Here is an 18,504-nt window from a genome sequence, read left to right on the forward strand (position 1 = left end):
AGCCGGGGCTCAGCCGAGCAGGGCGGGGGCGAGCGCGGTGAGGGTCTCGGCGACGCCGCCGTCGATCTTGAGGGTCGCGCGCCCGTCGCCCTTCGTGACGCCGCGGTTCACGATGACGATGGGGAGCCGCCGCCGGCGGGCCTGCTCGAGCAGCCTGATGCCGGAGTTCACGACGAGCGACGAGCCCGCGATGACCATCGCGTCGGCCGCGGCGACCATCGCCGAGGCCTCGGCGAACTTCTCGGTGGGCACGAACTCGCCGAAGAACACCACGTCGGGCTTCAGCACCCCTCCGCACACCGTGCAGGAGGGCACCACGAACGACTCGTACTCGGCGACCGCGGCATCGCCGTCGGGGGCCATGCGCACGAGCGCGGGCTCGGTGACGCCGGGGTTGGCGTCGGTGATGGCCTGCGCGATGCCGGCGCGGGCGTAGCTCTGGCCGCAGCGCAGGCACACCACCCTGTCCATCGAGCCGTGTAGGTCGACGAGGTGCCTGGTGCCCGCCCGGGTGTGCAGGCCGTCGACGTTCTGGGTGATGACGCCGTTCACCACGCCGGCCGCCTCGAGCTCGGCGATGAGCAGGTGGGTCGTGTTCGGCCGTGCGGCGTCGAACATGCGCCAGCCGAGGTGGCTTCCCGCCCAGTACCGCTTGCGGAAGCTCTCGCTGGAGAGGAACTGGTCGAAGGTCATCGGGTTGCGCACGGGTGCGCCCTCGCCCCGGTAGTCGGGGATGCCGGAGTCGGTGCTCACCCCGGCTCCGGTGAGCATGACGACGCGTCTGCCCCCGAGGATCTCCGCCGCCCTCTCGACCCCGGTGGGGGCCGACCCCTGGGCGGAGGCAGCCTCCTCAGACTCATCGGGCAGTGAGGACACGATCGGGACCATCACACCTCCTCCTCGGCCGGATGCACCGGCCCGCTACGAGTCTAGGGCGCGAAGTTTTCGGGATTGTCACAGCGCTGGCAGAGTGGGGGTGAACTGCTCGCCAAGCGAAAGCGCACCGTGCCCGTCATCTCCATCGACTCCCTCGAGCATCCGCTGCTCGCCGACTACGCCGACCTCACCGACGTGGCGCTGCGTCGCAAGCTCGAGCCCGCCGGCGGCCTCTACCTCGCCGAGTCGAGCAAGGTGATCGAGCGCGCCGTGGCGGCGGGCCACCAGCCCCGCTCCGTGCTGCTGCAGGAGAAGTGGCTGCCGTCGCTGGCCTGGGTGGGGGAGCGCTTCCCCGAGGTGCCCGTGTTCGTCGCCGACGACGCGCTGCTCGAGCGTCTCACCGGCTTCGCGATGCACCGCGGAGCGCTGGCGTCGATGCACCGGCCTGCGCTGCCCGACCCGCGGGAACTGCTCGCCGGAGCGCGCACCGTGGTGGTGCTCGACGACATCGTCGACCACACCAACGTGGGTGCCGCGTTCCGCTCGGCCGCCGGTCTCGGTGCCGACGCGGTGCTCATCAGCCCGCGCTGCGCCGATCCGCTCTACCGCCGGAGCGTGAGGGTGAGCATGGGCACGGTGCTGCAGGTGCCGTGGACGAGACTCCCGGAGTGGAAGGATGCGGGGCCGCTGCTGCACGACGCGGGGTTCACGATCGCCGCGCTCGCGCTCGGCGACGACTCCGTCACGCTGCAGGAGTTCGCGGCGTCGGCACCCGAGAAGATCGCCGTCGTGATGGGCTCGGAGGGCGACGGGCTGGGGTGGCGGGCGCTGGCGGCAGCCGACGTGAAGGTCGAGATCCCGATGCTGCACGGAGTCGACTCGCTGAACGTCGCTGCGGCATCCGCCGTGGCGCTCTACGCACTTCTCACGGCGGAGCGCCGCTGAGCACTAGGCTTCCCCTACCGTTCCGAGGGAGGACCGCCCATGACCGACAAGAGCGCCGCCGCATCCGCTGCATCCGCGTCGCCGCCCACCGGCGGCAAGGGGCTCGCGACCGGCACCCTCGGGCTCTTCGGCTCCACCGTCATCGGGCTCGCCTCGACCGCACCGGTCTACTCGCTCGCGGCGACGGTCGGCTTCGTGGTGCTCGCCGTCGGGGCGCAGGCGCCGATCGCCATGATCCTCGCGTTCATCCCGATGTTCCTCACCGCCTACGCCTACCGCGAGCTCAACCGAGCCGTGCCCGACTGCGGCACCGCGTTCACCTGGGTGACGAAGGCGTTCGGGCCGTGGACGGGGTGGCTGGCCGGCTGGGGCGTGGCGGTGGCCGGCATCATCGTGCTGGCGAACCTCGCGCAGATCGGCAGCAAGTACCTGTGGCTGCTCACGAACAACCCCGACCTCTACGACAACGTGCCTCTGGTGACCGCCACGGGCGTCGTCTTCATCGGCGTGATGACCTTCGTGAGCGTGCGGGGTCTCGAGATCGGCGAGCGGCTGCAGAACGTGCTGCTCGCCATCCAGTACCTCGCGCTGGCACTGTTCGTCGTGTTCGCGCTCTGGAACGTGTTCGCCGGCACCGCCCCCGCGGGTTCCACGACACCGCAGCTCGACTGGTTCAACCCGTTCGCCTTCACCTCGCTCTCGGGCTTCACCGAGGCGATCCTCCTGTGCCTGTTCATCTACTGGGGGTGGGACACCTGCCTCGCCCTCAACGAGGAGACCAAAGACCCGCAGCGCACCCCGGGTCGCGCCGCGGTGCTGTCGACGGTCATCCTGCTGGTCACCTACGTCTCGGTCACCGTCGCCGCCATGGCGTTCGCGGGCCTCGGCGACTCGGGAATCGGGCTCGGCAACGAGGGCAACGCCGAAGACGTGTTCTTCGCTCTCAAAGACGCCGTGTTCGGGCCCTGGGCCTGGCTGCTCGTCATCGCCGTGTGCGTCTCGGCCATCTCGTCGACCCAGACCACGATCCTCCCCACCGCCCGCGGCACGCTCGCCATGGCCACCTACCGGGCTCTTCCCGAGGCCTTCGGCCGCATCAACCCGAAGTTCCACACCCCGCGCTTCGCGACGATCTTCATGAGCGTGGTGGCTGTCGCCTTCTACGTGGGCATGACGATCGTGAGCGAGAACGTCCTCGCCGACACGATCCTCTCGATCGGGCTCGCCATCGCGTTCTACTACTCGCTCACGAGCTTCGCCTGCGTCTGGTTCTTCCGGCGGGAGATCTTCACGTCGGCGCGCAACTTCCTCTTCAAGGGTCTGTTCCCGCTCCTCGGCGGGCTCATGCTCACGGCGGCGTTCATCCAGTCGGCGATCGACATGTACGACCCGGAGTACGGCTACACCGTCATCTTCGGCATCGGCGGCGTGTTCGTGATCGGAATCGGTTCGCTCGCCCTCGGTGCCGTGCTGATGGTGATCTGGGCGTTCTTCCCCCGGGCCAAGGCCTTCTTCAGGGGCGAGAGCCTCAACCGCGACACCGAGGTGCTCGTGCCCGAAGACGACCACCCCGTGCCCTACTCGGTCGACGGCGGGCGCATGTAGCGTCGGGGAGCCTCCCGGAACGCCGCCCTAGGATGGGCGGGTGAGTCGTCCGAGCCCTGCCGTCTACCGGCGCCGGCGCATCGTCGTGGGGGCCGTGCTCCTCGTGGTGGCGCTCCTCGCCACCTACCTGCCCGTCGCGCTGTTCGCGCCGGTGCCGAGCGCATCCGCCGCCCTCGTCACGCTTCCGGCGGTGTCGACCCCAGCGGTGCCGCTGCAGACACCCGCGCAGGGCACGAGCGCCATCGGCATCGCGGGGGAGGGCGACGACCCTGCCGGGCTCGAGCTGGGCTCGAGCGGCAGCACCGACTCGATCCCCATCGCGAGCATCACGAAGACCATCACCGCCCTCGTGGTGCTCGACGAGAAGCCGATCGCCGACGGCGGCCAGGGCCCCGACATCGGCATCACGCAGCAAGACGCCGACTTCCTGGCCGCCACCATCGCGGTGGGCGGCTCCTGGGCGTCGGTCTACCCGGGCCAGGTGCTGAGCGAACGCCAGGTGATCGAGATCATGATGCTCGAGTCGGCCAACAACTACAGCCTCACCCTCACCACCTGGGCGTTCGGCTCGGTCGACGCCTACCTCGCCGCCGCCACCGCGTGGCTCGCCGAGAAGGGGCTCACCGGCACGGCGGTGGTCGACACCTCGGGCCTCGACCCCGGATCGCGCAGCACCACCCACGACCTGCTCGCGCTCGGCGCCATGGCCCTCGCCGACCCCGTGCTCGCGCCCATCGTGGCGACCGCGAGCGACACGCTGCCCGAGCTCGGCGCCGTCGACAACACCAACGACCTGCTCGGCGAGAGCGGCATCGACGGCATCAAGACCGGCACCACCGACGAGGCCGGGTTCTGCCTGCTGTTCTCGGCCGACTACACCGTCGGCGACGAGACGCTGCAGCTCGTGGGCGTGGTGCTCGGGGCGCCGAGCGAAGACCAGCTGCACGCCTCGGTGCTCTCGCTGCTGCAGTCGGCGCAGAGCGGCTTCCAGGTGCTGCGGGTGGTCTCGGCGGGCGATGTGGTGGGGTCGTACACGACGGCCTGGGGCTCGGAGGCCGACGTGGTGGCCACCGACGACGTCGACGCCACCGTGTGGTCGGGGGTCGAGGTGACATCGAGCACAGCGGTGGAGAACCGCGAGTCAGGCGCGGCCGGCACCGAGGTGGGCACGGCGCGCTTCGATCTCAGCGGCGTCTCCCTCGACGGCCCGGAGTTCACCGTGCCGGTCGCCCTGGCCGGCGAGCTCGAGGGCCCCGACCTCGGCTGGCGCCTGGCGAACCCGGGGCGCCTGTTCGGCTGAGCGGATGGGCGGGGCAGGTCTCCGGTCGCACTCCGGTGCGAGCAGGGCTCGGGGAAGTCCCGGCTCAGCTCGGGGTATCGCCCGCCGACCCGGGCGCCCGGCCCGGCACCGGCCCCGGAACCGGACGCTTCGGCGCGATGCCGTCGCCGCTCGACCGGTGCGTGATGCGACGGAGCACCCAGGGCACGAGGTGCACGCGCGCCCACACCAGGTCTTCGGCGCGGGCCTGGCGCCAGCTGCGACCGGGCAAGGGCTCGGGCTCGCCGGGCTGGAGGTCGTTGTCGACGTTGAGCGCCCGCAGCACCTGACGGGCGACCTCGTGGTGGCCGAGCGCGTTCAGGTGCAGCCGGTCGTCGGCCCACATCCGCGCATCCTGGATCTCCTTCAGCCCCCATTGGTCGGCCACCACGCAGTCGTAGCGGTCGGCGATCACCCTGAGATTCTCGTTGTAGATCGCGACCTTGCCGCGGATGCCCCGGAACACGGGGGTGAAAGCGGTGTCGACGCCGGTGAAGATGACCACCGTCGCGTCGTCGCGCCGCAACCGCCTGACCGCCACCTCGAAGCGCGCCGCGATGTCGTCGGGGTCGGTGCCGGGGCGGATGACGTCATTGCCGCCCGCCGAGATGGTGATGAGGTCGGGCTGCAGGGCGAGCGCCGGCTCGATCTGCTCGTCGGCGATCTGCTGCAGCAGCCGCCCGCGGATGGCGAGGTTCGCGTACGAGAACTCGCCGTCGGCGGTGGCCGCGAGCACCTCGGCCACCCGGTCGGCCCAGCCGCGCAGCCCGCCGGGGCTCGCGGGCTCGGGGTCGCCGAGACCCTCGGTGAACGAGTCGCCCAGAGCGACGTAGCGACGCCAGGGATGCGGTTGTGACATGTATCGGACTCCTCTCGCAACCTCCTCCAGGGTAGACCTCGCGCGAGCGCCACCCGGTGCGGTGATGTCGGCGGGGAGGGGTATCCTCGAACATCGTGACAGACGCCCCGCACTACGAACCGGCACCCGGGACGAGCGCAGCTGGCCACCTCTCACCCTCCTTCCCGGCCCGCGCTCCGTGGGGTACGGCGGGCCGCCTGCGGGCCTGGCAGGAGGAGGCGCTCACTGCCTACTTCGCGAAGGAACCGCGCGACTTCCTCGCCGCCGCGACCCCCGGCGCCGGCAAGACCACCTTCGCCCTGCGCCTGGCCTCAGAGCTGCTGCACCGCCGCACCGTCGACCGGGTGATCGTCGTCGCCCCGACCGAGCACCTCAAGCGGCAGTGGGCCGACGCCGCCGACCGCGCCGGGGTGCGGCTCAATCCCGGCTTCAAGAACAGCGAGTCGCGCTTCGGCCGGCACTACCACGGCGTGGCGCTCACCTACGCGCAGGTGGCTGCACGGCCCGCCCTGCACCGCGAGCTGACTCAGGGGGCGAGCACCCTCGTCATCCTCGACGAGGTGCACCACGGTGGAGACGCGCTGAGCTGGGGCGATGCGGTGCGCGAGGCGTTCGAGCCCGCGACCCGGAGGCTCGCCCTCACCGGCACGCCCTTCCGCTCCGACACCTCGCCCATTCCGTTCGTGGAATATCTCCCCGATGAGCACGGCATCCGCACCTCACGGAGCGACTACAGCTACGGCTACGGCCGCGCCCTCAAAGACGGGGTCGTGCGCCCCGTGCTCTTCATGGTCTACGCCGGGCACATGCGGTGGCGCACCAAGGTGGGTGACGAGATGGAGGCGAGGCTCGGCGAGGGCAACACCAAAGACATCACCTCGCAGGCGTGGCGCACCGCTCTCGACCCGGCCGGCGACTGGATTCCCCAGGTGCTCGGCGCCGCCGACAAGCGCCTCAGCGAAGTGCGGCAGTCGATTCCGGATGCGGGCGGCCTGGTGATCGCCACCGACCAGACCGTCGCGCGCGCCTATGCGACCATCCTGGAGTCGATCACCGGGGAACGGGTGACGGTCGTGCTCTCCGACGAGAAGGAGGCCTCCGACCGCATCCAGCAGTTCTCCGAGGGGAGCTCGCGCTGGATGGTCGCCGTGCGCATGGTGTCGGAAGGCGTCGACGTGCCTCGCCTCGCCGTCGGCGTGTACGCCACGAGCGCCTCGACCCCCCTGTTCTTCGCGCAGGCGATCGGCCGCTTCGTGCGGGCCCGACGTCGTGGGGAGACTGCATCCGTCTTCCTGCCCAACGTGCCGGCGCTGATGGCGCTGGCCGAGAAGCTCGAGCTCGAGCGCGACCACGCGCTCGACAAGCGCGACGACGGCTCGAACCCCGAGGGCGACTTCTACAACCCCGAAGACGCCATGATCGCCGCTGCCAACCGCGAGGAGCGCGCCTCGGAGGGCCTCACCGAGGAGTTCTCGTTCGTGGCCATCGGCTCGGAGGCGACCTTCGACCGCGTGGTCTACGACGGGGGCGAGTTCGGCTTCCAGGCCGTGGTGGGCAGCGAAGAAGAGCTCGACTTCCTCGGCCTCCCCGGGCTGCTGGAGCCCGACCAGGTGAAAGACCTTCTGCAGCACCGCCAGGCCAGACAGCAGAAGCACCAGGCTAAGAACGGGATGCCGAAGACCGACACCCCCGACCAGGGCGGGGTGCCGGCACCGCTCTATCGCACCCTGAAGGAGCAACGCACCCTGCTCAACTCGCTCGTGGGCATCTGGTCGAAGCAATCGAACGAGCCGCACGGGCTCATCCACGCCGAACTGCGTCGCATCTGCGGCGGCCCCGCGGTCGCGCAGGCGAGCGTGACGCAGCTCCAGTCGCGCATCGTGACGGTGCGCAAGTGGATGGGCGCCGCCGGGCGCTGACCCGCGAAGGCGGGGTAGGGCGCGCGGTCGTGGAGCCCCCGTGGCGTGCCACTATGGCTCAATGACGACAGAGACCGCCCCGCCCGACTCTCCCACGAAGAGGGAGCGCACCTTCTTCGGGCAGCCGTTCTCCCTCGTCCACGTCTTCGGCGTCGAGATGTGGGAGCGCTTCTCCTTCTACGGGATGCAGGGCATCCTCATCTATTACATGTACTACACCGCCGCGGAGGGCGGTCTGGGCATCCCTCAGCCGGTCGCCCTGGGCATCATCGGCGCATACGGCGGCTCGGTCTATCTGGCCACGATCCTCGGGGCGTGGATCGCCGACCGCCTGCTCGGCGCCGAGCGCACTCTCTTCTTCAGCGCCATCGTGGTGATGGCCGGGCACATCGCCCTGTCGTTGCTGCCCGGTCTCCTCGGACTCGGCGTCGGCCTCGTGCTGATCGCACTGGGGTCGGGCGGCGTGAAGGCGAACGCCACCTCGGTCGTCGGCACGCTCTACCGCGAAGACGACCCGAGGCGCGACGCCGGATTCTCGCTGTTCTATCTCGGCATCAACCTGGGAGCCTTCCTCGGCCCGCTGCTCACCGGCCTGCTGCAGTCGGTGGCCGGCTTCCACTGGGGCTTCGGCCTGGCCGCTGTGGGCATGGCGGTCGGCCTCACCCAGTACGCCTTCGGACGGCGCAGTCTTCCCGCAGAGGCGAAGGCGGTGCCGAACCCGCTTCCGGCGGCACGTCGTCTCCCCATGGCCGGAATCGTCGTCGGTGCCGTCGCCCTGATCGTGGTCGCCGTGCTGGTAGGGGTCTTGACCCCCGACAACCTCGCCAACGCCGTGGCCATCATCACCCTCCTGGCGGCCATCGCACTGTTCGCGGTCATCCTCACCAGCAAGAAGATCACCGCAGTCGAGCGCAAACGGGTGTTCTCCTTCATCCCGATGTTCATCACCTCGGTGGCCTTCTGGTCGCTCTACCAGCAGCAGTTCACCGTGCTGCCGATCTACGCCGCCGACAGGCTGAACCTCGACCTGTTCGGCTGGCAGATGCCGGAACCCTGGGTGCAGTCGATCAACCCGGTCTTCATCATCGTGCTGTCAGGGGTGTTCGCCGCCATCTGGACGAAGTGGGGTGCCAAGCAGCCCGCCACCCCGTACAAGTTCGCCGCCGCGGTCATCGTGATGGGCATCGCGTTCTTGCTCTTCATCCCGTTCTCGGGCACCGGTGCGCACGGTACCCCGCTGATCGCGGTGGTGGGCATCCTCCTCGTCTTCACCATCGCCGAGCTGCTGCTGTCGCCCGTCGGGCTGTCGCTGTCGACCAAGCTCGCGCCGAAAGTGTTCGAGACACAGATGGTGGCGCTGTTCTTCCTCTCGATCGCTCTCGGCAGCGCGATGGCGGGCATCCTCGCAACGTTCTACGACGAGACGAACGAGCCGCCCTACTTCGGCATCTCGGGGGCGGTCGCCATCGCGATCGGTGTCGTGCTCATCCTCGTGACCCCGTGGGTGCGCAAGCTGATGCAGGGCGTGCGGTAACTCAGGCACCGCCGAAGCGCTCGGTGCGGATGGTCGTGGGGTCCACCCCCGCGGCCACCAGGGCGTCGGAGGCGAGCTCGACGAAGCGGGTGGGGCCGCAGATGTAGGTGGATGCGTTCTGGTCGCCCTGCGCCCAGTCCGTGACGCGGCGCGCATCGAGCCTGACGATCGTGCCCTGCCACCCCTCGGGCGCGTGTCTGGTGTACTGGATGGTCACCTCGGCACCGGCCTCACTCGTGAGCGCGTCGAGCTCATCGGCGAAGTAGACGTACTCGGGCGAGCGCACCGAGTAGAGCAGCTTCACCGCGGCCGTGTTGCCCGAGCGGATGTGCGTGCGGAGGATCGACACCAGGGGAGCGATGCCGGAGCCCCCGCCGATGAGCCGGATCGGCTCGGTCTGCTCGGGGCGCCAGACGAACCAGCCGCCGAGCGGACCGATCACCTCGAGCTGGTCACCGACGGAGATGCCCCGCACGAGGTACGGGGAGACCTCGCCGTCGGGCATGAGCTCGACGCTCACGGCGGCCAGCTCGTCGCCGGCGGCGGAGGAGAGCGAGTAGGAGCGCGCCGCCTGATAGCCGTCGGGGGCGGTGAGCCTGACGTCGATGTGCTGACCGGCCAGCGCACCCTTCCAGCCGGGGATGCGCAGCATCAGGGTGCGAGCGGTCGGAGTCTCTTCACGGATGCCGACGACGTCGGCCACAGCCCATTCCACGCTACGAATCGTAGTAGTAGCGCTCTTCCTTCCACGGGTCGCCGTAGGCGTGGTAGCCGTTGACCTCCCAGAAGCCGAGCTCCTCGCTGTCGTGGAGACTGAGACCCTTCACCCACTTCGCGCTCTTCCAGAAGTACAGGTGCGGCACGAGCAGGCGCGCGGGGCCTCCGTGCTCGGGGTCGAGCGGCTCGCCGTCGTACTCGAACGCGACCCAGGCCTTGCCGCCCAGCAGGTCTTCGAGGGGGACGTTCGTGGTGTAGCCGCCGAAGGAGTGCGCCATGGTGTAGCCGGCGCTCGTCTCGATTCCCTCGAACAGCGTGTCGAGCGACACCCCGCGCCAGTCGGTGTCGAACTTCGACCACCGGGTGACGCAGTGGATGTCGGTGTGCACGTCTTCGACGGGGAGGGCACGGAATTCGTCCCAGCTCCAGCGGGTGACGTCGCCCGTCTCGGTGGTGATGGAGAACGCCCACTCGCCGTCGTGGATGTTCGGGGTGGGCCCGGCGGAGAGCACCGGGAAGTCTTTCGTCTCGTACTGCCCGGGGGGCAGCTTCGGATCGGCCTCGCGGTGCTTGCCGAAGAAACCCGTTGTGACGATTCCCATAGTGCTCTCCTTCCGGACCGTGGCCCCAGCTTAGAGCGATCAGGCCGTCGGCTGGCCCGACAGGTCGTGGATGAGTGCCTGCTCGTCCTCAGCGCTCAGCGAGGTCTTGATGACCGTGCCGTTGTACGGCGCCAGCGCCGCCGCGAACTTGTCTTCGGTGAGCTTGGTCGTGTAGACGACGACCGCCGACTTGCCGGCCGAGACGGCGTCTTTGACCTGGGCGCGGAACTCGGAGTTGAGGCCCGTCTTGTCGATGCCTGCGAACAGCGCACCGAACAGGCCGCCGAAGACGAGACCGACGAAGGGGATGAAGAAGAGGATGCCGATGAGCGTTCCGAAGAGCGCTCCGCCCGCGGCCCCCAGGCCGATGTTGCCGACGGCGCCGGGGTTCTTCACGTGGGTCTTGCCGTCGTGGTCGACGGTGACGAGGGCGAGGCCCGCGAGCTGCACGATGAGGTCGCCCTGCAGTTCCTGCACCTTCTCGTAGGCGCCTTCCGCCTGCTCCTCGGTGTCGAACGCGATGACGATGAGATCTGCCATGGATCAGTCCTTTCAAGGGTATGAGCCACAGCGTAGGGGAAACGGGTCAACGAAAAGAAGACCCGGCGTCACGCCGGGTCTTCTTGTCTTCACTGTCTCAACCAGTGTGTCCGAGGGGGGACTTGAACCCCCACGCCCTATACGGGCACTAGCACCTCAAGCTAGCGCGTCTGCCATTTCCGCCACCCGGACGGGTGTCTGTCGTTTTCGGATCTCTCCGGCGACAAGGAAAGACTGTAGCACGGATGCGGGGCGTCGAAATCCACCCCCTCGCACGACCGCCCGGTAGCGTGAGGGCATGACGTCAACGCCTCCGCTCGACGAGCTCGATCTCACCACCCGCATCGCCCGCGACCTCATCAGGTTCGACACCTCCAACTACGGCGAGGGCCGGTCGAACGGCGAGACGGAGGCCGCGGAGTACCTGGCCTCGCACCTCGAGCGGCTCGGCCTCCGGGTGACCGCGGTCGACGCCGCGCCGAGGCGCACCAGCATCGTGACTCGGGTCGAGGGCCGCGACCGCTCGAAGCCCGCGCTCGTCGTGCACGGGCACACCGACGTCGTGCCCGCCATCGCCGACGACTGGTCGGTCGACCCGTTCGGGGGTGTGGTCAAAGACGGGATGCTGTGGGGCCGCGGTGCCGTCGACATGAAGAACATGGACGCGATGATCGTCGCCGCCCTCGACCGCATCCTCGGCTCGGGCAGGCAACCCGAGCGCGACCTCGTCGTCGCCTTCTTCTCCGACGAGGAGAACGGGGGAGTGTTCGGTTCCCACCACCTCGTGCACCACCGTCCCGAGCTCTTCGCCGGGGCCACCGAGGCCATCAGCGAGGTCGGCGGTTACTCCATCGACCTCGACGGCAAGCGCGCCTACCTCGTGCAGACCGGCGAGAAGGCCCTGATCTGGATGAAGCTCGTCGCTCGGGGCACGGCGGGGCACGGCTCGCAGATCAACCGGGAGAACGCGGTCACGCGACTCGCCAGAGCGGTGGCGGCGATCGGCAGCCGGGAGTGGCCGCTGCACCTCACGGCGACCACCCGCCAGCTGCTCGACCGGGTCGCCGGCATCCTCGGCAAAGACCCCCAGGTGCTGAGCCCCGACGAGCTCGCCATCGCCACCGGAACGGCCTCACGCTTCATCTCGGCGACGCTGCGCACCACAGCCAACCCCACCGGACTCACCGCGGGCTACAAGCACAACGTCATACCCGACCGCGCCGAGGCGATGATCGACGTGCGCGTGCTCCCGGGCGAGGAGGCGGCGGTGATGGCCGAGATCCGCGAGATCGTCGGGCCCGACATCGAGATCGTCGTGTCGCACGAAGACATCGGCCTCGAGACCACCTTCGACGGCGAGCTCGTCGACACCATGGTCGCCTGCCTGCAGGAGCGCGACCCGGGCGCCGAGGTGCTGCCCTACCTGCTCTCGGGCGGCACCGACAACAAGGCGCTCAGTCTTCTCGGCATCCGCGGGTTCGGTTTCGCCCCGCTCCAGCTGCCGCCCACGCTCGACTTCCCGGCGATGTTCCACGGTGTCGACGAGCGCGTGCCGATCGACGCGCTAGGGTTTGGCACGGACGTTCTCACCGAACTCCTGCTCCGGTACTGACCGGCCCCACCCCATCCCACTCCCGCTGCGTCGCGGACCACCCACCTGCAAAGGGAGCCATGGACTTTCTGAACGCCGTCATCCTCGGCCTCGTGCAGGGGCTCACCGAGTTCCTGCCGATCTCCTCGAGCGCCCACCTGCGCATCCTCGGCGAGTTCCTCCCGGGCGCCAAAGACCCGGGGGCCGCTTTCACCGCGATCACCCAGATCGGCACCGAGGCCGCCGTCGTGGTGTTCTTCTGGCGCGACATCGTGAAGATCGTCTCCCGGTGGGCGAAGTCTCTGGTGGGCCGTGTGCCCCGCAACGACCCCGACGCGCGCATGGGGTGGCTCATCATCATCGGTTCGGTGCCGATCGTGGTGCTCGGCCTGTTCTTCCAAGACCTCATCGAGTCGACCTTCCGCTCGCTCTGGATCGTGGCGATCATGCTCATCGTGTTCGGTGTGCTGCTCGGCGTCGCCGACTACGTGGGCGCCAAGCGCCGCCGCCTCAAAGACCTCACCGTGCCGCACGGCATCATCTTCGGGTTCGCTCAGGCCCTCGCCCTCATCCCGGGCGTGTCCCGCTCGGGGGGCACCATCACCGCGGGGCTGTTCATGGGCTACGAGCGCCGGGCGGCGGCGCGCTACGCGTTCCTGCTCGCCATCCCCGCCGTGTTCGGCTCGGGGCTCTACCAGGTGTACAAGAGCATCGGCGAGCCGGGTGTCTACGGCCCGCTCGAAACGCTCGTCGCCACCATCGTCGCCTTCGTGGTGGGGCTCGTCGTGATCGCGTTCTTCATGAGCTACATCTCCAAGCGCAGCTTCCTGCCCTTCGTCATCTACCGCATCGCGCTCGGCGGCGTGCTCATCGTGCTGCTGTCGGCCGGCCTCATCGCCGCCTAGGCGTCTCGGCGGCCCTGCGCGTCAGACCGTTGCCCCGCGGCAACTAAGCTTGAGCGGTGCGTTCCTGGACCCGACCCGCCCTCCCGAAGCTCCCCGGCCGAGGAGTCGCCCCTCGTCTCCACGACGACGCCAGCGGGCAGTTCCTCGACAGCGCCCCCGGCACACCGAGCGGCACGCTGTACGTGTGCGGCATCACCCCCTACGACGCCACGCACATCGGCCACGCCGCCACCTACATCGCCTTCGACACGGTGGTGCGGATGTGGCTCGACGCTGGCCTCGACGTCTCGTACACGCAGAACATCACCGACGTCGACGACCCGCTGCTCGAACGCGCGACAGCCACCGGCGTCGACTGGCGAGAGCTCGCGGAGAGCCAGATCGAACTGTTCCGCACCGACATGGCCGCCCTCGCCGTCGTACCGCCCGACTCCTACCTGGGGGTCACCGAGACCATCGAGCCCATCGCCGACGCCGTCGACGAGCTGCGCCACCGGGGCATCGCCTACGCCGTAGAGACCCCGGATGCCGCAGAGCCGGGTGCCACGGACTGGTACTTCGACATCGCCGCCGCCGAAGCCGCGACGCCCTGGACGCTCGGTTCGGAGAGCGGGCTCGACCGCGAGACGATGGCCCGGCTGTTCGCCGAGCGCGGCGGCGACCCCGGGCGCCCCGGCAAGCGCGACCCGCTCGACCCGCTGCTCTGGCGCGCCGAGCGCGCCGGAGAGCCCGCCTGGGAGTCGGTGATGGGCCGCGGCCGGCCCGGCTGGCACATCGAGTGCTCGGTCATCGCCCGCCAGACCCTCGGCGACACGATCGCGGTGCAGGGCGGCGGGGGAGACCTGGTGTTCCCCCACCACGAGTTCAGCGCCGCCCATGCCACGGCCCTCACCGGTGAGCGGTTCGCCCGGGTGAACGCCCATGGCGGCCTCGTGGCCTTCGACGGCGAGAAGATGTCGAAGTCGCTCGGCAACCTCGTGCTCGTCTCGCAGCTGCGCGAGACGGGGGTGGAGCCAGCGGCGATCAGGCTCGCCATCCTCTCGCATCCCTACCGCGACGACTGGGAGTGGCACCGGGGCGACGAGCAGCGCGCCGCAGAGCGACTCGCCGCCTGGCGCCGTTCGGTCGCCGAGCTGGGGTCGCTCGACGCTCCCGCCCTCGACCCCGAGGTCGAGGATGCGCGCGCGCTCGAGCTCGTCGACGCGGTGCGGGCACGCCTCCACGACGACCTCGACACGCCGGGCGCGATCGACCTCTTCGACGACTGGTTCGGCATCCCGCACACGTCTGCCGCGAACGAGCTCGCCGCCGACGCGCTCGACGCGCTGCTCGGCGTCAGGCTCTAGTCGGTAGCGCCGGCCCCGCCGGAGCTCGGCTCAGTCGCGCCGCCACGGCTCGTCGGGGCGGCCGTCGCCTCCGGCCCTGCCGTCGCCTCGGCCTCCGTCGCCGCGCTTGCGGAGGTAGCGCTCGAACTCCTGGGCGATGGCCTCGCCGCTGGCCTCGGGCGAGTCGACGGTGTCGCGCGCCTGCTCGAGCTGCCTGATGTAGGCGGCCATGTCGTCGTCCTCGCCGGCGAGAGCGTCGATTCCCGACTCCCAGGCCGTCGACTCGTCGATCAGCTCTCCGCGCTCGATCGGCAGGCCGATGAGCTCTTCGATCTTCTCCACCAGCGCCAGCGTCGCCTTGGGCGACGGGGCGTTGTGCACGTAGTGGGGCACCGAGGCCCAGATCGACACCGTGGGGATGCCCGCGCTCTCGGCGGCGTCGGCGATGACGCTGAGAATGCCGACCGGGCCCTCGTAGGTGGAGCGCTCGATGTCGAGCTCGCTGCGCACCAGGGGGTTCTCGCTGGTGGAGAAGACGGAGATGGGCCGCGTGTGCGGCACGTCGGCGAGCATCGCCCCGAGCAGCACGATGCCGGTGATCTCCTCGGCGAGCACGGTCGCCATCACCTCGGCGGTGAAGGAACGCCAGTTGCGCGAGGGCTCCGAACCGATGAGCAGGTACACGTTCGAGCCGTCCGAGCGGTCGCCCGCCGTGACGTCGGGGCCCGAGAAGGTCGCCCCCGGCCACTCCAGCACACGCTTGCCGTCGTCGTCGACGACGACGTTCGGGCGATTGAACTGGAAGTCGAAGTACTCCTCGGCGTCGACCTCGGAGATGACGATCACGTCGAGCTGCTCCTTGAGCACCCTGAGCGCGCCCGTCGCGGCCTCCCCGGCGTCGTTCCACCCCTCGAACGCCACCAGGAGGAGCCGACCGCGCAGGAATCCGTTGTCTGTCACCGTGATGGGTACCTCACTGCCTTCCGGGCCACCGCATGGTGCGGCGCCGTCAGTCAAGGATAGGCGTTCGCCGCCGTCAGCGAGGCGTGCAGGCGGAGACCCGCACGACCGCCCCGTAGACTGGGCCCCCGTGAATGCTCCTGCACCCGCCGCCGTCCTCTGGGACATGGACGGCACGATCGTCGACACCGAACCGTACTGGATGCGCGCGGAGGCCGCCCTCGTCGAGTCGTTCGGCGGTACCTGGACCCACGAGGCGGCGATGACGCTCGTCGGATCGGCACTGGATCGCAGCGCCCGCATCCTTCAGGACTTCGGAGTGGCGCTGCCGGAGGGCGAGATCATCGATCGTCTCTCGTCCAGCGTGATGGAGCAGGTCACCATCGAGGTGCCCTGGCGGCCGGGCGCCGTCGAGCTCCTCCGGGGGTTCCACACGCTGGGCGTGCCGCAGGCCCTCGTCACCATGTCGATCGGCAGGATGGCGCGCCACGTCGCGGAGCGCATTCCGTTCGACGCCTTCGGCGCGATCGTCTCGGCCGACGACGTGACGGAGGGCAAACCGCATCCCGAGGCCTACCTCACCGCCGCCGACGCACTCGGCGTCGACATCGCGCGCTCGGTGGCCCTCGAAGACTCGGTCACCGGCGTCACCTCGGCCGTCGCCTCCGGGGCCGTCGTCGTGGGCGTCGAGCACCTGCTGAACCTCGACGACACCGGTGCGCATCGCATCTGGCAGACCCTGGCAGGCCGCACCCCCGACGACCTCGCGGTCGTGCTGGCCGAGGTCTCGGCAGAGCGGGTGAGCGCATGAGCTCCTTCAGCGGCCCGTTCCGGGAAGGCGACCGGGTGCAGCTCACCGGCCCGAAGGGAAAGCTCAACAGCATCACGCTCGAGTCGGGCAAGGTGTTCCACACCCACCGCGGCTTCATCGACCACGACGCGCTGATCGGGCTTCCCGACGGCTCGGTGGTGCAGAACTCGGTCGGCGTGGAGCACCTCGCGCTGCGCCCGCTGCTGACCGACTTCGTCATGTCGATGCCGCGCGGCGCCGCCATCATCTACCCGAAGGACGCCGCGCAGATCCTCGCGCAGGCCGACGTATTCCCCGGCGCCACGGTCGTCGAGGCCGGGGTGGGCTCCGGCGCGCTCTCGCTCTGGCTGCTGCGCGCCATCGGGCCCGAGGGGCGGCTGTCGAGCTTCGAGCGACGCGACGAGTTCGCCGACGTCGCCCGCGCGAACATCGCCGCCTACGTCGGCAGCGACCCCGAGAACTGGACGGTCACCGTCGGCGACCTCGCCGAGGCCCTTCCCGAGACGCACCCCGACCACACCGTCGACCGGGTCGTGCTCGACATGCTCGCGCCCTGGGAGTGCATCGACGAGGTCGCCGCCGCCCTCAAGCCCGGGGGAGTCGTGCTCTGCTACGTCGCCACCGTGACGCAGCTGTCGCGGGTTGTCGAGACCATCCGCGACACCGGCCTGTTCACGAACCCGGTGCCGAGCGAGACGATGGTGCGCGGCTGGCACGTCGAGGGCCTCGCGGTGCGGCCCGACCACCGCATGATCGGTCACACCGGCTTCCTGGTCACGGCCAGGAGGCTCGCCCCCGGTGCGGTGCTGCCGGAGCTGAAGCGCCGCGCTTCGAAGAGCGACTACTCCGACGAGGACGTCGAGGCCTGGACCCCGGGAGCCCTCGGCGAGCGGGGCATCAGCCCGAAGAGCCTGCGCAAGCGGGTGCGCGCCGCGACGGCGACCGCCGACGCAGCGCGGGCCAGGGAGGCTCGCGAGATCGAGCGCCCCGACGATGAAATAGACTGACTTCGCTCACCGGGCCCTCGGCTCGACGTCTGCAGGAAATGAGGATCCGTGCGCTCGTCCCTCGCGCTCACACTGTCGGCAGGCCTTCTTCTCGCTCTCGCGGGTTGCAGCGCCTCCCCGGCCGCCGCCGACTGCTCCACCGCCGCCTCGTCGGGCGGCTCGAGCGACCTGGTCTCCGCGAGCGGCGACTTCGGCGTCGACCCGGCGGCGACCTTCCCGTCGCCCCTCGTTCCGAAGCAGCTCGAGCGCACCGTCATCACCCAGGGCGACGGCGCCGAGATCGGCCCCGGCTCCACGGTCGACGTCACCTACTCGCTCTACGACGGCGAGACCGGTCAGTCGGCGGGTGCCCCGAACACCGGCTTCATCGTGTTGAGCGACTCCCTCCAGGGCGACCTCACCTCGGCACTCACCTGCACCCACGTCGGCGACCGCGTCGCCGTGGCGCTGCCGAACGAGCTCGCCATGCAGATCGCCGCGGGTGCCCCTGGCTCCCTCGTGATGGTCTTCGACATCCGCAACGCCTTCCCGCAGGCCGCCGACGGCGCGCCGCAGCCCGGCCAGTCGGGCTTCCCGAGCGTCGTGCACGACGAGAACGGCCGCCCCGGCATCGGCATCAACGGGCCGGCGCCCGACGAGGCGAAATCGGCGCTCATCAAGAAGGGCGACGGCGACGAGGTCGTCGACGGCGACCAGGTTCTGGTGCAGTCGACCGGCGTCTCCTACGACACCCGCAAGATCACCACCTCCACGTGGGAGTCGGGAACTCCGCAGCTCTGGCTGATGTCGGAAGACGGCACGAAGACGCAGGGCTCCAGCCAGCCCGCGGGCATCACGCCGTTCCTCGTCGGCCAGACGGTCGGCTCCGAGGTGCTCGTGGTGCTTCCTGGGAGCGGAGACGGCGCCTCGGCAACGGCCTACGTCGTCGACATCCTCGGCGTCATCCCCGCCTCCTGAGGCTCGGCGCGCTCGAACCCGCGCCCGAACTAG

At 69.9% G+C, this 18,504-nt stretch carries 17 protein-coding genes and 1 tRNA gene; 11 read left to right on the forward strand and 7 right to left on the reverse strand.

All coding sequences use genetic code 11. The features are described 5' to 3' along the window. Positions 1–9 precede the first annotated feature (9 nt). Positions 10–888 (reverse strand): Sir2 family NAD-dependent protein deacetylase, encoded by an 879-nt coding sequence (locus ABFY20_RS10105; RefSeq protein WP_368496125.1) that lies wholly within the window; start codon positions 886–888, stop codon positions 10–12. 117 nt (positions 889–1,005) lie between these two features. Here ABFY20_RS10105 and ABFY20_RS10110 point away from each other — a divergent pair, with 117 nt between their 5' ends. Genes ABFY20_RS10110 through ABFY20_RS10120 form a run of 3 tightly spaced genes read left to right on the forward strand, consistent with a single transcriptional unit; the run spans position 1,006 to position 4,726 of the window. Next, positions 1,006–1,821, forward strand: a complete 816-nt coding sequence (locus ABFY20_RS10110) for a TrmH family RNA methyltransferase (RefSeq protein ID WP_368499765.1) — start codon at positions 1,006–1,008, stop codon at positions 1,819–1,821. A gap of 39 nt (positions 1,822–1,860) precedes the next feature. Beyond that, complete coding sequence (locus ABFY20_RS10115; RefSeq protein WP_368496126.1) at positions 1,861–3,426, forward strand: APC family permease; 1,566 nt, start codon at positions 1,861–1,863, stop codon at positions 3,424–3,426. A gap of 40 nt (positions 3,427–3,466) precedes the next feature. Next, positions 3,467–4,726 (forward strand): D-alanyl-D-alanine carboxypeptidase family protein, encoded by a 1,260-nt coding sequence (locus ABFY20_RS10120; RefSeq protein ID WP_368496127.1) that lies wholly within the window; start codon positions 3,467–3,469, stop codon positions 4,724–4,726. A gap of 64 nt (positions 4,727–4,790) precedes the next feature. Here the strand turns inward: ABFY20_RS10120 and ABFY20_RS10125 are convergent, their stop codons facing one another. After that, the gene (locus ABFY20_RS10125; RefSeq protein ID WP_368496128.1) at positions 4,791–5,603 is read right to left on the reverse strand and encodes an SGNH/GDSL hydrolase family protein; all 813 of its coding nucleotides are present in this window, start codon (positions 5,601–5,603) and stop codon (positions 4,791–4,793) included. A gap of 95 nt (positions 5,604–5,698) precedes the next feature. Between ABFY20_RS10125 and ABFY20_RS10130 the strand changes: the two genes are divergently transcribed. Beyond that, entirely contained in the window at positions 5,699–7,522 is a 1,824-nt protein-coding gene (locus ABFY20_RS10130; protein ID WP_368496129.1) for a DEAD/DEAH box helicase, read from the forward strand. A gap of 61 nt (positions 7,523–7,583) precedes the next feature. Further along, the gene (locus ABFY20_RS10135) at positions 7,584–9,056 is read left to right on the forward strand and encodes a peptide MFS transporter (protein WP_368496131.1); all 1,473 of its coding nucleotides are present in this window, start codon (positions 7,584–7,586) and stop codon (positions 9,054–9,056) included. A gap of 1 nt (position 9,057) precedes the next feature. Here the strand turns inward: ABFY20_RS10135 and ABFY20_RS10140 are convergent, their stop codons facing one another. The 4 genes from ABFY20_RS10140 to ABFY20_RS10155 all read right to left on the reverse strand — a co-directional run bounded on the left by ABFY20_RS10140 (position 9,058) and on the right by ABFY20_RS10155 (position 11,107). Next, positions 9,058–9,771: an FAD-binding oxidoreductase gene (locus tag ABFY20_RS10140; protein WP_368496132.1), complete on the reverse strand. Its 714-nt coding sequence runs from the start codon at positions 9,769–9,771 to the stop codon at positions 9,058–9,060. A 1-nt stretch (position 9,772) separates the two neighbouring features. Beyond that, positions 9,773–10,375, reverse strand: coding sequence for a molybdopterin-dependent oxidoreductase (locus ABFY20_RS10145; RefSeq protein WP_368496133.1), 603 nt, complete (start codon positions 10,373–10,375; stop codon positions 9,773–9,775). 39 nt (positions 10,376–10,414) lie between these two features. Continuing rightward, positions 10,415–10,915 (reverse strand): DUF1269 domain-containing protein, encoded by a 501-nt coding sequence (locus ABFY20_RS10150; RefSeq protein WP_171704784.1) that lies wholly within the window; start codon positions 10,913–10,915, stop codon positions 10,415–10,417. Positions 10,916–11,022: 107 nt separating this feature from the next. Then, positions 11,023–11,107, reverse strand: a tRNA-Leu gene (locus ABFY20_RS10155). Between the two features lie 106 nt (positions 11,108–11,213). Here ABFY20_RS10155 and ABFY20_RS10160 point away from each other — a divergent pair. From ABFY20_RS10160 to mshC, 3 genes are read left to right on the forward strand one after another with little or no spacing between them, the layout of a single operon-like run. Further along, positions 11,214–12,527 carry a M20/M25/M40 family metallo-hydrolase gene (locus ABFY20_RS10160; RefSeq protein WP_368496134.1) on the forward strand — a complete coding sequence of 438 codons (1,314 nt, stop codon included), beginning with the start codon at positions 11,214–11,216 and terminating at the stop codon, positions 12,525–12,527. A gap of 59 nt (positions 12,528–12,586) precedes the next feature. Further along, the gene (locus ABFY20_RS10165; protein WP_368496135.1) at positions 12,587–13,411 is read left to right on the forward strand and encodes an undecaprenyl-diphosphate phosphatase; all 825 of its coding nucleotides are present in this window, start codon (positions 12,587–12,589) and stop codon (positions 13,409–13,411) included. 56 nt (positions 13,412–13,467) lie between these two features. After that, positions 13,468–14,757 (forward strand): cysteine--1-D-myo-inosityl 2-amino-2-deoxy-alpha-D-glucopyranoside ligase, encoded by a 1,290-nt coding sequence (gene mshC / locus ABFY20_RS10170; RefSeq protein WP_368496136.1) that lies wholly within the window; start codon positions 13,468–13,470, stop codon positions 14,755–14,757. Between the two features lie 30 nt (positions 14,758–14,787). Here the strand turns inward: mshC and ABFY20_RS10175 are convergent, their stop codons facing one another. Beyond that, entirely contained in the window at positions 14,788–15,696 is a 909-nt protein-coding gene (locus tag ABFY20_RS10175; RefSeq protein ID WP_368496137.1) for a PAC2 family protein, read from the reverse strand. Between the two features lie 130 nt (positions 15,697–15,826). Here ABFY20_RS10175 and ABFY20_RS10180 point away from each other — a divergent pair, with 130 nt between their 5' ends. From ABFY20_RS10180 to ABFY20_RS10190, 3 genes are read left to right on the forward strand one after another with little or no spacing between them, the layout of a single operon-like run. After that, positions 15,827–16,507, forward strand: a complete 681-nt coding sequence (locus ABFY20_RS10180; RefSeq protein ID WP_368496138.1) for an HAD family hydrolase — start codon at positions 15,827–15,829, stop codon at positions 16,505–16,507. Next, the gene (locus ABFY20_RS10185) at positions 16,504–17,514 is read left to right on the forward strand and encodes a tRNA (adenine-N1)-methyltransferase (RefSeq protein ID WP_368496139.1); all 1,011 of its coding nucleotides are present in this window, start codon (positions 16,504–16,506) and stop codon (positions 17,512–17,514) included. Before ABFY20_RS10180 ends, ABFY20_RS10185 begins: the two co-directional genes overlap by 4 nt. A gap of 48 nt (positions 17,515–17,562) precedes the next feature. Continuing rightward, positions 17,563–18,471, forward strand: coding sequence for a hypothetical protein (locus tag ABFY20_RS10190; RefSeq protein ID WP_368496140.1), 909 nt, complete (start codon positions 17,563–17,565; stop codon positions 18,469–18,471). The last annotated feature ends 33 nt before the right edge of the window (positions 18,472–18,504 follow it).

Origin of the sequence: Herbiconiux sp. A18JL235 (genome assembly GCF_040939305.1) — a bacterium.
In the GTDB taxonomy this organism is placed as follows: domain Bacteria; phylum Actinomycetota; class Actinomycetes; order Actinomycetales; family Microbacteriaceae; genus Herbiconiux.

Coding starts and splice junctions, on each gene's coding strand:
- ABFY20_RS10105 (WP_368496125.1), bottom strand. CDS start 888: ATGGTCCCGATCGTGTCCTCACTGCCCGATGAGTCTGAGGAGGCTGCC.
- ABFY20_RS10115 (WP_368496126.1), top strand. CDS start 1,861: ATGACCGACAAGAGCGCCGCCGCATCCGCTGCATCCGCGTCGCCGCCC.
- ABFY20_RS10125 (WP_368496128.1), bottom strand. CDS start 5,603: ATGTCACAACCGCATCCCTGGCGTCGCTACGTCGCTCTGGGCGACTCG.
- ABFY20_RS10135 (WP_368496131.1), top strand. CDS start 7,584: ATGACGACAGAGACCGCCCCGCCCGACTCTCCCACGAAGAGGGAGCGC.
- ABFY20_RS10145 (WP_368496133.1), bottom strand. CDS start 10,375: ATGGGAATCGTCACAACGGGTTTCTTCGGCAAGCACCGCGAGGCCGAT.
- ABFY20_RS10150 (WP_171704784.1), bottom strand. CDS start 10,915: ATGGCAGATCTCATCGTCATCGCGTTCGACACCGAGGAGCAGGCGGAA.
- ABFY20_RS10160 (WP_368496134.1), top strand. CDS start 11,214: ATGACGTCAACGCCTCCGCTCGACGAGCTCGATCTCACCACCCGCATC.
- ABFY20_RS10165 (WP_368496135.1), top strand. CDS start 12,587: ATGGACTTTCTGAACGCCGTCATCCTCGGCCTCGTGCAGGGGCTCACC.
- ABFY20_RS10185 (WP_368496139.1), top strand. CDS start 16,504: ATGAGCTCCTTCAGCGGCCCGTTCCGGGAAGGCGACCGGGTGCAGCTC.